Below are 13,024 nucleotides of genomic sequence, written 5' to 3' on the forward strand. Positions count from 1 at the left end.
TATATTACAGTAGGATTTAATACAATTTTAACTTTATTATTGTTGACAAATCTTTGTATTTTAGCATCAAAATTATATTACATGGATATTAACTTCAATAAAAACGAAGACTATAATAAATTACTAGTTTCAGATTTAAAAACCCGATTTGCACAGGTAAAATTAGGAGGCGGGCAAAAACGCATCGATAAACATCATGAAAAAGGAAAACTCACGGCTAGAGAACGTATTAATTATCTATTAGATAAAAACACGAAGAGTATAGAAATAGGAGGTTTTGTTGGTGATGGCATGTATGAAGAACATGGTGGTTGCCCTTCCGGTGGTGTTGTTGTTAAAATAGGATACGTGAATGGAAAACAATGTATCGTGGTTGCGAATGATGCTACAGTAAAGGCAGGGGCTTGGTTTCCAATTACTGCGAAAAAGAATTTGCGGGCTCAGGAAATTGCTATAGAAAACAGATTGCCTATTATTTATTTAGTAGATAGTGCTGGGGTTTATTTGCCTTTACAAGACGAAATATTTCCTGACAAAGAACATTTTGGCCGTATTTTTAGAAACAATGCTATAATGAGTAGCATGGGAATAACTCAAATAGCAGCCGTTATGGGAAGTTGCGTTGCCGGTGGTGCCTACTTGCCTATCATGAGCGACGAGGCACTTATTGTTGATAAAACCGGAAGTATTTTCTTAGCTGGAAGTTATTTAGTAAAGGCCGCCATTGGGGAAACTATTGATAACGAGACCCTTGGTGGAGCCACCACCCATTGTGAAATTTCAGGCGTTACCGACTATAAAGCAAAAGATGATAAAGATGCATTAGATACCATACGCCGTATAGTAGACAAGATAGGTGATTATGATAAAGCGGGCTACAATAGAGTGGATCCAAAAAAACCTAAGGAAAATCCGGAAGACATCTATGGTATTTTACCAAAATCGCGAGCAGACCAGTATGATATGCTAGATATTATTTCCCGTTTGGTAGATGATGGAGACTACGATGAGTATAAAAAAGGTTACGGACAAACCATCATTACTGCCTACGCAAGAATTGACGGTTGGGCCGTTGGAATCGTTGCTAATCAAAGAAAATTAGTTAAAACACAAAAAGGCGAAATGCAATTTGGTGGTGTTATTTATAATGATAGTGCCGATAAAGCCACCCGTTTTATAGCCAATTGCAACCAAAAGAAAATTCCATTAGTCTTTTTACAGGACGTTACTGGCTTTATGGTTGGAAGTAAAAGCGAACATGGCGGTATTATTAAAGATGGTGCGAAAATGGTAAATGCAGTTAGTAACAGCGTTGTGCCTAAATTCACGATTGTTATTGGTAATAGTTATGGTGCTGGAAATTATGCCATGTGTGGCAAAGCTTACGATCCAAGGTTAATTGTCGCTTGGCCTAGTGCAGAATTAGCTGTTATGAGTGGTAACAGTGCCGCCAAAGTGTTGTTACAAATTGAAAAGGCTTCCTTACTAAAAAAGGGCGAAACCATAACTCCGAAAAAGAAGAAGAGTTGTACAGCAAAATAAAAGATCGCTATGACAATCAAGTCTCACCTTATTATGCGGCTTCACGCTTATGGACAGATGCCATAATCGATCCATTAGAAACCGTAACTTGGATTAGTATGGGAATAGAGGCTGCTAACCACGCGCCTATTGAAAAACCTTTTAACATGGGTGTTTTACAGGTGTAATGAATAAGAAAAAAAACACTTCATCCGCTTTAACTATCATTCTATTGATTTTAGCTGGTGAAGCTGTTTTTATATTACCCTTTGTATTGCAACGTCTTTTCAGATCTACTTTTTTAGAAACATTTACTTTAAATCAAACCCAATTAGGAAGTTGCTTTTCTGTCTATGGCATTGTTGCGCTTTTTTCATACCTCTTTGGTGGTCCCCTTGCCGATCGCTTTAGGCCTCACCTATTAATATCTGTTGCTTTAATACTTACAGCTTTAGGTGGCTTATATTTGACCACCTATCCTACCTTATTGGAGCTTCACATCCTTTATGGCTTTTGGGGATTTACCACCATTTTCTTGTTTTGGGCTGCTATGATAAAAGCCACCGTAATTTGGGGCGGAAGAAACCATCAAGGCATGGCCTTTGGTTTTTTAGATGGTGGACGCGGACTGGTCGCTGCCCTTTTTGGTTCTATTGGTGTTTTGATGTTTTCTTTATTCATTTCAAAGGATATCGAACTTACCTCTATTATAGAACGTCAGGAAGCATTTATTAGTGTTGTCCTATATCTGTCTTACGCGATTATAGGCATTGCGTTTTTAGTTTTTTTCTTTTTAAGATTTAATACTGTTGAAAATAACACTCCTAAAAGCATCAAAGTATTTACCTTAGAAAACTTCAAGATAATCATGAAATTTAGGACGGTGTGGCTCTTGATGATTATTATTATATGTGCCTATTATGCTTATAAAATGACAGATCTGTTTAGTCAATATGCTGAAGAAGTCATGCTTTATAATAAGATGGAATCGGCTAAAATTGGCACGTACCTTTTGTATATGCGACCCGTAATTGGTGTCAGCATTGGACTACTAGCAGACCGTACAAGAGCGTCATTGTGGCTCTCTATGGGCTTTATACTCATGACCCTCACGGCTCTTATTTTTGCCTCAGGAATTATAGATGCTAATGGTGCTTTATTTTTTGTGTTATCCATTGGAATCATGGCCCTCGGAGTCTATTCGGCAAGAGTACTCTATTTCGCGACCCTCGAAGAAGGAAAAATCCCCATAGCTATAACGGGCACTGCTGTTGGCTTTATTTCTGTTGTGGGTTATACTCCGGATATTTTTGCTGGTCTTTTATATGGTTACTTTTTAGATGCTTATAAGGGCGAAGAAACAGGCTATCAAATTGCTTTTGCAATTATGGCTGGATTTTGCTTCATTGGTTTACTTGCATCACTCACATTTTATATGAGAACTAGAAATAGGCCAATAGGCAACCTATAATCTTCTTATGCAGATGCTTATCGCATGGTTGAAATTAGTGTTAGAACTCTTTTAGGCTAAAATATTTCAATAATTTTTCGTATCTTAATGACTGATAATCAACACCTTTTAAATCATGGGAACCATTAAATCACTAAATAAGTGGGCAAACGCACACACTCACTTTTCAATAGATATATTACGCATCGCTTTAGGTCTTTTTTTATTTATGAAGGGCTTATCCTTCATGCAAAATATTAGTACCCTAAATGCCCTCTTTGAACCTATACAACATATTCCCGGTGGTATGATCTTATTACACTACGTCATCCCAGCACATTTTATTGGTGGTATACTTTTAGTTTTTGGACTGCTAACCGGATGGGTTATTATTGCACAAATCCCTATTTTAGTTGGTGCCGTCATCATTAATTTTACCGGAGATATGCATACAACCAATTTAATTCTCGCTATCATCGTTTTAATGGTTTGCCTTGCCTTTTTGTTTTATGGTTCCGGCAAGCATTCTGCCGACTACTATCTTAAAATGCAACAATAAGCTTTGTATCGTATTGAAGATTAAAATAGAAAGACAAGCATGACATGCCTCTTTTTTGAATAAGTATCATATAAAACTGATGCCGCCTATTTCTATTTCTTCTTCCTCTTTATCTAATCTATAAATTATAATGTGCTTGATTTCGTTTTCCTTTCCATAATTTTTAAAGATAGTCACTTTAACTACGGTTGGTCCCGATATCTTTTGCACGGTATCAGAATAATAATTCAGTTTAATATTATACGCTCCCTTTAACGTTTCTTTAATTAAATATTCTTCTGGTCCATAGCCTTCAGTCATATCCTCTGATAACCTATCACCATAACGTGTTGACTTCTGCTTATAACTTATAGTTTCACCTTTTGGATTTTCAATATATAAATCTAAATCTGTATTATTATGGTTCCAGTCAGCAACCACTCGTAAGTCAGTAGTGATTGGCTTAATAAGTCCTTCTTGAGTACTGGTCAATTTTAGTTTGTCTTTATACCGTTGATATATATGTCCCGCTTCAATGAATGCTAACTGTTCAATACCGTGGAACCGGCCGTTCAAATCTTTTTCAACCAAATCGCCATTAATAATCGTAAATAATAAATCGAATGCTTTTTGATAATTACCAACATTCTCGTAAGCTAAAGCCAAATCTCTTGTAGATTGTGGTTCTTCAGGTCTTAATCTCATAACTTCTTTATAGACATTAAGTGCTACATCATAAGCTTCAAAAGATTCTAATTTGTACGCTAACGCGCGTAAAACCTCGTGATTATCCAACTCTATTTCCGCAAGATTTGATAAGATTTTAATGGCGATTTCCCGTTCCTTTTTAGCCTCAAAAAAATCGGCTACATCAATAAAAAATGTTGGCGTATTATAATAATTTTTACGAATTTCCAGGTATAGTTCATAGGCTTCTTCAATGCTATTTGTAGTTGATAATTGCTTTAAATAATTGGCTTCAGGAGTCCAATCTTTAAACTGAACCACCTCATTTATTTTTTTATTGAGTGTCTCAATGCGTTCTGCATGTTTTATTAAACCTTTTTTTGTAGTAATAACTATGACCCCATCACCTCCTCTATTACCATATATTACTGTTCCTGAAGCCTCATTTAAAACGTTTATTGATGCAATACCATCTGATGACATTTCTTTAGTTACATTTCCGAGAGACGACTTCACCATCAACAATATATAATGGATTGCTATTATTAGATACGGAACTTATCCCTCTAATAATTACGTTGTCTGAACCTCCTGCCTGAAAAGTATTTTGCTGTATTTGCACTCCTGAAACACGACCTGTTAACGCTTCCGTGAGAGATTCAGAGCGAATAGTAGTTGTTGAATACCCCAAAGATCTACTCTCTCTTGAAATTCCTATAGCTGTAACAACCACTTCGTCTATAGCCTCTACATCTAAGTCCATACTGAAACTTATAGCAGTTTCGTTACCAATGGTAATTTCCTTATACACATATCCAACGTACGAAACGTTTAATACATCACCAGTCTCTGCATTTATAGCATAATTACCATCAAAATCTGTTTGCGTCCCATAATTACTGCCTTTTTTAATAATATTTACTCCTGCTAGGGGTAAGCCAGCTTCGTCATAAATTGTTCCTGATATTATTTTTCTGTTTGTATCTATCTCATCATTTATTGGACGCTCTACTGCATGTGTTGTATTATTAACTGTTATAGCAGGCTCGTTTTGAGACCTAGTACTTGTGGGTTGTGTTATTATTGTTGGCTCGGGTCTAGTTACAGGAGTTATAGTATCTGTTATAGGTGTCTCGGAGGACTATGGGATAATCTGTGTTATACCAATTCATGACACACTTATAATCCTCTAAAAGAGCAACGCGCTTCTTTTTTATTGCTTCCAATTTGGCAACTTCATCTTCAACACTATTTTCCATCCTTTGTTTAAAGTCTTGTCTGAGGGCTTTTGGTGGTTCAATTTTATATCTCACATAATCTTCTAGCCTATCTAAAATAATCATAGACGTAAATGCCGTAATTAAATGGTTTTTTTTCGCGAGTTCAATAATCGCGTTTTTATTGTCTTCTTTATTTTTACTTAAATAGCGCAACTTCTTTTTTGCCCAAAGTCGCTTTGCTAATTTATTTCGCAAGCGCTTATCAATTTTGACTAGTATTTTTTCTGTAATGGTATTACCATAACCAAATAACAATTCTATTTGTGTGGCTTCTTTAAATTTTCCAGCTATAGAAAATTCAGAATTTACATTTACTCTTGTTTTGGGATATATATCACTAACTAAATTATTTTCTACGATACCGAGAAATTGATAGGCGTCATATTTAAGTGCTTCAAATGCTTGTTCTACATCTGTAATTCTCAAATTAATATACTTCCCACTCCATTCGGTCGCTTTGTTTTCAAGGAATGTATGATTTGCAGCATTAACCGCATTAATAGTATATATTGGTGTTTGAATGTTTGTTTCTAAATCACCTAAATTGAACATGCCATCGGTGAAGAATAAGATCTCATTCGTTTTTAAGCGACTCAAATTTAGATTAGCGTATGACGTTCCCCCATCATAAACAATGGTTTTCATCTGCTTTTTTAAAGCATTCCAATTCCCGTCTTTTACTATAAATGTCTTTAACGTTTCAACCGAATTACTAAAACTGATAAAATCAACAGTGAGCGTGTGTAAATAGTTAAAATAGTTGTCTAACAGCTTCATTTCGGCTTCCAAATTTCTGTATTGCATAGAACAAGAAGCATCCCATAAAACAGTTATATGCTTAGGCTTTTGTTTTAATCTTGTTTTTGGATCTATAACCTTATAAAGATTGAAATAATCTGAATAAGTAATTACGTGTTCTGTTGTGCTTACTGGCAATTCAATTTTTAACGATTGGTTTGCTAGCCACTCGCTTTTACTGACTTTTGAGTAGTGAACGCCTTGTGTTCTTGTAAACTTAAGATCTAAGTGTTTACCTTCAATAATTTTATACTTCTGAGTTTTACCATAAATAGCGATCTTTAGCTCGAAGTCTACTGGGGTTTTAAAATTAAAAGGAATTTCATATATATAATTTCCATTGGAAATAAATAATTCCTGCTCAAATTCAATTCGCAATTCTTTAAAACCCTTTGCCGGAATAGGGTATACTCGCGCTTTGTAGTTATTGCCTTTTGTTACTTCTAATAACCCTGGATCTATTTGCTGTCTAATGGTACTCTCAAAAGCGACTCTACCTAACTCTTTTTCAACTATAACGGCGTCTCTCATGGTTCCATTAACGTCCATTGAGAACGATGTAACGGCCTGACCTTGTCCTAAAGGAAAAGCCAACTCTCCTTCTAAAATGCGATTTGTAGCATTATAAAATCGCATGGTATAGCTTGTAGTCGCCACGTTTCCTACTATTTCAGATTCCACCTTCAACGTTGTCAATTCTAAATAAGTAGAATCATTAATACTTATTCTAGGTATCTCTTGAGAAAAAGATTGAAGCACAAACAGTAAAAAGGTAATAGGTAATATCGTTTTCATGTTGATTAGATTAAAGTTTAAGGCTAAACTATAATCAAAGCATCTAAAAAAAAATAAAGAATGAGTAAACCGTGCGTTTAAATGAGTGAACCCTATTTTTTGAGTCGTTGTAACGTTTTTTTACGTTGAACCTTCCCTGAAGCGGTTTCTATGAACGAATTGATATAGTAAATAACTTTTGGTTTCTCATGCTTACTTAATACATTAAAAGCTGAAGCATGAACACTTTCTTCTGCGCCTTCAACAACAAGAACAATACGTTCTCCAAGACTTGCATCTGGTTCTGAAGCAATAAAAAATCGCGACTCAATTTTTGAGTCTAACACATTTTCTATTTGTTCAGGATGTACTTTGATTCCTCCAGTATTGATAATATTATCTATTCTACCGAGCCACTCAAAAGTGGTGTTTGAGTGTAACTTGACCATATCATTGGTCATTATTCTTTCTTTTGTAATCTGAGGCGCTTCAATAACGAGGCAATTTCTTTCGTCTTGAGTGATTGAAATATTAGGTAAGGTTTTAAACACTGGCACTTCGCCCTTTTTTAAATGATTGATTTGCTTCACTGCGATGTGCGAAACAGTCTCTGTCATACCGTAGGTTTCGTAAATACTAGTTTTAAGCTCTTGTATTTTAAGTATTAACGCATTTGAAATTTTTGCTCCCCCAATAATCATTTGTGTGATATTATCAATCGCATCCATGGAGTGTTCAAGTTGCAGAGGCACCATCGCAGCAAAGTCATATTGTTTATCTAAATCTATATGCAATTTCGATTTGGGTTCAATGCACTCGATTTCCAAACCTAAAATCATAGCTCTAACGAGCATCATTTTTCCTGCAATATAATGCGCTGGCAAACACAGTAATGCCCTATCACCTGGTTTCAATTTAAAGTAATCCCCAGTAGCAATAGCACTATTAACCAGCGCTTGTTTGGGTATTTCTACAGTTTTTGGAAGACCTGTTGAGCCTGAGGTTTTCATTTGAATATGGGTATTGTTGTCTTGCCAGTCCAATAAAAATTGTCCAATATGCTCCTCATAAACCTGCCCTTCTTTTACAAAACTATACCCCAGCTCCTTGAGGTCTTTAAAATTAAAATGTGTGCCGTTGAGTTTAAATCTATTATGAACTTTATTAAATGCTGGTGTCACTTTCTATAATTTTATAGTCTTCACTTGCTGGCACTTCAATTTTCCCAAATAATTTTTCTTTCCAGTGGGTCCATTTATATACTTTTCCAAAGATAAAAAGGAGAATAGGAAAAATAATGAACACGGGTAATGCCAAATCAACAAATTCTAAAGCAGGTTCTGCGGTATCTTTTAATATAGAATGCGTTTGAAAGGCCGTCCAATTTGCTGTCACTAGAAGTGCTGTAAATAAGTTGTTCGCCGCATGAAATCCTAAAGCCAACTCCATGCCGTCATCCATAAGTGTAATGATACCTAAAAACAGACCGGTACCTATGTAGTAGATCATAATGGCGTACCCCAATTTTTCAACTTCCGGATTTGCGATGTGGAGCATTCCAAAAATAAGAGATGTTAATAATAGTGGAAACCATCTATTCTTGGCAAGTGTACCAAACCCCTGCATTAAATACCCTCTAAAAATATATTCCTCTAAACTGGTTTGTATAGGGATTAACACAATAGCTATTATGGCTAAAATAATAAACCTATTAAGTTCAAAATTATACTCGTATCCCTCCGGGTTCATATAGTAATCTGCCAAAACCAGTCCCGAAGAAATAATGCCCCAAAAAAAGAAAGCAAACCAAATGCGTTTCCAGTCTATTTTTTTCCGGCGGTAGTTAATGAAACTAGCGTTTGCTTATGAAGCGTTTTTACAATGATAAACAGCCCGGCCAAACCAAAAGCAAAAGAAATAAGTAATAAGAAGAGGTTTAAATTGGGCTCTAATAGTCCCATTAGATCATTTTGGTTCAATGCTGTTAAATCTTTACCGTCCTTAAAGGCTTTAAAAAACACAGCTAAAGTAAAGGGAACCTGCCCTATAACTGATGCGATAACTATTAATAAAGAGCCCACTAAATACCTCCAAAAATCGTGTTTGTATTGAAAGGCTTGTTGTATGTAATTCATAGTTTATAAATTAAAATTCCATTGTTGTATTGTATTGTATTGTAATGTACCCTTTTTGACTTGTAGAGGTGAAGCAAAATTATTGATAAACAAACTACCTGTACCAAGGCCTTGTGGCATTTTGTTCTGTTTTAAATAGGAGTATTGTGCAATAGCATTTAAACCCACATTGCTTTCTAAAGCACTTGTAATCCACCACTTTATATTTTGTTTTTCAGCCAAATTTATCCAACTGTCACTCCCTTGAAAGCCACCAATAAAACTTGGTTTTAAAATAATGTATTGTGGTTGTATGGTTTCTAATACTTTTTGCTTTTCATCTTCTAAAAACACACCTATGAGTTCTTCGTCTAAAGCAATAGGCACTGGGGAAAATTCACATAATGAAGCCATAACGTCGTGTTGCTTTGGTTTAATAGGTTGCTCTATAGAATGCAATTGATAGTCTGATAAACGTTTTAATTTCTCTAAAGCATTATCTGGGCTAAAAGCACCATTGGCATCGACACGCAATTCAATATCACTTGCACTAAAATGCTTCCTGATATTTTTTAACAAACTAAGCTCTGTTTCAAAATCTATAGCACCAATTTTTAATTTTATACAGGTGAAACCCGCTTCAATTTTTTCTTGAACCTGTTGTTTCATATAGCTGGCATCACCCATCCAAATTAATCCATTAATGGCAATACTATCATTTCCTTTTGTAAATTCGGAAGGAAATAAAACAAAATCGTCTTCGGCTTCTAAAGACATAAATGCCATTTCTAAACCTATTTGTATGCTGGGGAACTCTCTGTTTTTAGCCAACAAGAATGCTAAACCTTTATGAATATTTTGGCAAGTATACGCCAACTGCTGTTCATAATCGGGTCTATCGTCAATAGATAACCCCCTAAGAATACCACACTCCCCTATGCCTCTTTTTCCTTGAGAAGACAAGACTATAAACCAAGTTTCCTTTGTTTTCAAAACCCCGCGAGATGTGCCGCTTGGGGTTTTAAATTCAAGAATATATTTGTGGTAGTAGGCTTCCATAAATTTTTATCAAAAATACTTAATTTATTTTGTAATTTGTGGTTCAATTTATAACCAAAATGCAAGAGTTACCAAATATTATTTTATACGCCATTCCCTTTTTTGTGGCATCAATAGTTTTAGAGATTTACGTGTTATATAAGCGTAAACAAAAAACGTATAAAACCAAAGATGCTTTTACTTCAATTTCTATGGGTATTGGCAACGTGTTATTAGGTTTTTTAACTAAAACAATCGTATTAATTGCCTTTTTTTATATTTATAATAATTTTAGACTTTTTACGATTCCTATAACTTGGTGGAGTTTTGTTTTACTTCTTTTTTTAGATGATTTTAGTTATTATTGGTTTCACCGCATATCGCATGAATGCAGACTCTTTTGGGCCTCTCATGTGGTTCACCACTCCTCAGAAAACTATAATTTAAGCACCGCATTACGTCAAACTTGGTCAGGCGGTTTTTACACCTTTATCTTTTGGTTGTGGCTGCCTTTTTTAGGCTTCCACCCTGGCATGATTATACTTCAAATGTCTATCAGTCTCATTTATCAATTTTGGATTCATACAGAAACCATAAACAAGATGCCAAAATGGTTTGAAGCGGTTATGAATACACCCTCGCACCATCGTGTACATCATGGCAGTAACCCGATTTACTTAGACAGAAATCATGCTGGTATTTTTATTATTTGGGATAAATTATTTAAAACCTTCCAACCGGAATTAGACGACGAAAAAGTGGTGTATGGTTTAGTGGAAAACATAAAAACTTACAACCTATTTAAAATAGCCTTCTCTGAATGGTTCAATATGTTTAAAGATGTTTTTTCTAAAAACAAATCTATATTAAGTAGCATGCGCTACTTTATAAAACCACCGGGTTGGAAACACGATGGTACAGGTAAGCTGTCTGAAGACTTGAAAAACGAATGGCTTAAAGATAGAACTTAGAGAATGTGTCCGACACCTAATAATATAGCCAACAAGACTGTTGAAAGTGCTAATGTTTTTAATTCAGGGTCAAAATCTTTTAAATTTTTAATCGTTTTTATGCGCTTTAAATGCAATAATAAGGGAATATAGGCGATGAAAAATATAAGATTATAAGGCGAGACATAATATAACAATCCAAAAAACAGGGAACAAATGATGGCGGTAATAACTAGACTATAATGATATATTTTAGCTTTAGGCGCTCCTAATTTAACCGCTATTGTAATTTTATTTGATTTAGTATCCCCTTCGATGTCTCTCATGTTATTGAGGTTTAAAACAGCGGTACTTAATAACCCAATGGTTATTGCTGGCAATATGACCACATGATCCACTTGCTGCGCAAACAGCACATAACAGCCAATAACACTTACTAATCCAAAAAAAATAAAAACGAAAAAATCACCCAGTGCTTTATACCCATAAGCATGACTACCCATAGTGTATTTTAAAGCGGCAACAACGCATAGAAAGGCAATAACAAAGAAGATTAGTGCTAATAATATGTGTTTAGATCCAAAAGCAGATAGAATAAGCGCTATTGTTAAACCAATGCATATTAAAATATTAATTTTTATAGCATGTAACATTTCTTCATGGGAGATGTTTCCACTTTGGATGGCTCGCATAGGTCCTATTCTATCTTCATTATCTGTTCCTTTTTCTGCATCCCCTAAATCATTGGCCAAATTTGATAAGATTTGATAGCTTATGGTTGCAGCTATGGCAAGCAAAAAGACTAACCAATTAAACACCCCATTATATTCGGCTAAACAACCCGCGATAATGATTCCGGAAATAGATAAAGGTAGGGTGCGTAAGCGTATGGCAGAGAACCAATTTGAAATGTTTTTATTCATGCCTTTTTTAAGGAATCCATTGTTTTGGAAAATTCGGTTTACGTTTTTCTAAAAACGCATCTCGACCTTCTTTTGCCTCATCAGTCATGTAAGCCAACCGTGTGGCTTCTCCAGCAAAGACTTGTTGTCCCACCATACCATCATCGGTTAGATTCATAGCAAATTTCAACATTCTTATAGATGTTGGTGATTTAGCCAGTATTTCTTGCGCCCATTCATAGGCAGTCGCTTCTAAATCCTCATGAGGAATAACGGCATTCACCATACCCATATCATAAGCTTCTTGAGCAGAATAATCCCTTCCTAAAAAGAAAATTTCACGTGCTTTTTTCTGACCTACCATTTTTGCTAAATAAGCAGAACCATAACCACCGTCGAAACTGGTGACATCGGCATCTGTTTGTTTAAAAATCGCATGTTCTTTACTCGCTAACGTGAGGTCACAAACAACGTGTAAACTATGACCACCACCCACTGCCCAACCTGGAACAACAGCTATAACGGCCTTTGGCATAAACCTAATAAGCCGCTGTACTTCTAAAATATTTAGTCTGTGATAGCCATCTTCTCCAACATACCCTTGATGTCCCCTAGCCTTTTGATCGCCACCGGAACAAAAGGAATAAATACCATCTTTTGTTGATGGACCTTCTGCAGATAACAAAACCACCCCTATACTTGTATCTTCTTGCGCATCATAAAAAGCATCATACAATTCTTTGGTCGTTTTTGGCCTAAAAGCATTTCTAACATTAGGTCTGTTAAAGGCTATTCTAGCTACTCCTTTACACTTATTATAGGTTATGTCTTCGTAGTCTTTGGCTTTCACCCATTTAATCTCATTCATATCAATCTATTAATCAGGGTTAAAAATAAGCAAATTGACGATATACATTCTATATTATTTAATGATTTTTTAAACATTAAAAATTAAATAGGGCAGAAAACAAA

General features: G+C 35.3%; 10 protein-coding genes and 2 pseudogenes. 4 read left to right on the forward strand and 8 right to left on the reverse strand.

Going from position 1 to position 13,024, the window contains the following annotated elements:
* The first annotated feature begins 81 nt into the window (after positions 1 to 81).
* The 3 genes and pseudogenes from N7U66_RS02660 to N7U66_RS02670 all read left to right on the forward strand — a co-directional run bounded on the left by N7U66_RS02660 (position 82) and on the right by N7U66_RS02670 (position 3,530).
* Positions 82 to 1,709 (forward strand): annotated as a pseudogene (locus tag N7U66_RS02660) (acyl-CoA carboxylase subunit beta).
* Positions 1,709 to 2,992 (forward strand): MFS transporter, encoded by a 1,284-nt coding sequence (locus tag N7U66_RS02665; RefSeq protein WP_267677209.1) that lies wholly within the window; start codon positions 1,709 to 1,711, stop codon positions 2,990 to 2,992. Before N7U66_RS02660 ends, N7U66_RS02665 begins: the two are co-directional and overlap by 1 nt.
* A gap of 115 nt (positions 2,993 to 3,107) precedes the next feature.
* Positions 3,108 to 3,530 (forward strand): DoxX family protein, encoded by a 423-nt coding sequence (locus tag N7U66_RS02670; protein WP_267677210.1) that lies wholly within the window; start codon positions 3,108 to 3,110, stop codon positions 3,528 to 3,530.
* Between the two features lie 66 nt (positions 3,531 to 3,596).
* Here the strand turns inward: N7U66_RS02670 and N7U66_RS02675 are convergent, their stop codons facing one another.
* The 6 genes and pseudogenes from N7U66_RS02675 to N7U66_RS02700 all read right to left on the reverse strand — a co-directional run bounded on the left by N7U66_RS02675 (position 3,597) and on the right by N7U66_RS02700 (position 10,221).
* Positions 3,597 to 4,679 (reverse strand): DUF2135 domain-containing protein, encoded by a 1,083-nt coding sequence (locus N7U66_RS02675; protein WP_267677211.1) that lies wholly within the window; start codon positions 4,677 to 4,679, stop codon positions 3,597 to 3,599.
* A 4-nt stretch (positions 4,680 to 4,683) separates the two neighbouring features.
* Entirely contained in the window at positions 4,684 to 5,322 is a 639-nt protein-coding gene (locus N7U66_RS02680; RefSeq protein WP_313791551.1) for a carboxypeptidase-like regulatory domain-containing protein, read from the reverse strand.
* On the reverse strand, positions 5,294 to 7,069 hold the full coding sequence (locus N7U66_RS02685; protein WP_267677212.1) for a VIT and vWA domain-containing protein: 1,776 nt from the start codon (positions 7,067 to 7,069) through the stop codon (positions 5,294 to 5,296). Before N7U66_RS02685 ends, N7U66_RS02680 begins: the two co-directional genes overlap by 29 nt.
* Before the next feature lie 92 nt (positions 7,070 to 7,161).
* Positions 7,162 to 8,229 (reverse strand): AMP-binding protein, encoded by a 1,068-nt coding sequence (locus N7U66_RS02690; RefSeq protein WP_267677213.1) that lies wholly within the window; start codon positions 8,227 to 8,229, stop codon positions 7,162 to 7,164.
* Positions 8,213 to 9,183 (reverse strand): annotated as a pseudogene (locus N7U66_RS02695) (CPBP family intramembrane glutamic endopeptidase). The gene N7U66_RS02690 and the pseudogene N7U66_RS02695 overlap by 17 nt, the downstream one beginning before the upstream one ends.
* Positions 9,184 to 9,186: 3 nt before the next feature.
* Positions 9,187 to 10,221 (reverse strand): o-succinylbenzoate synthase, encoded by a 1,035-nt coding sequence (locus tag N7U66_RS02700; RefSeq protein ID WP_267677214.1) that lies wholly within the window; start codon positions 10,219 to 10,221, stop codon positions 9,187 to 9,189.
* Positions 10,222 to 10,280: 59 nt separating this feature from the next.
* Here N7U66_RS02700 and N7U66_RS02705 point away from each other — a divergent pair, with 59 nt between their 5' ends.
* Positions 10,281 to 11,171 carry a sterol desaturase family protein gene (locus tag N7U66_RS02705; protein WP_267677215.1) on the forward strand — a complete coding sequence of 297 codons (891 nt, stop codon included), beginning with the start codon at positions 10,281 to 10,283 and terminating at the stop codon, positions 11,169 to 11,171.
* Here N7U66_RS02705 and menA read toward each other — a convergent pair.
* Both menA and N7U66_RS02715 read right to left on the reverse strand, forming a co-directional pair.
* Positions 11,168 to 12,073, reverse strand: coding sequence for a 1,4-dihydroxy-2-naphthoate octaprenyltransferase (gene menA / locus N7U66_RS02710; RefSeq protein WP_267677216.1), 906 nt, complete (start codon positions 12,071 to 12,073; stop codon positions 11,168 to 11,170). The genes N7U66_RS02705 and menA overlap by 4 nt on opposite strands.
* 7 nt (positions 12,074 to 12,080) lie before the next feature.
* The gene (locus N7U66_RS02715; protein WP_267677217.1) at positions 12,081 to 12,920 is read right to left on the reverse strand and encodes a 1,4-dihydroxy-2-naphthoyl-CoA synthase; all 840 of its coding nucleotides are present in this window, start codon (positions 12,918 to 12,920) and stop codon (positions 12,081 to 12,083) included.
* Between the last annotated feature and the right edge of the window lie 104 nt (positions 12,921 to 13,024).

This window comes from Lacinutrix neustonica (assembly GCF_026625145.1).
Taxonomy (GTDB): Bacteria; Bacteroidota; Bacteroidia; order Flavobacteriales; family Flavobacteriaceae; genus Lacinutrix; species Lacinutrix neustonica.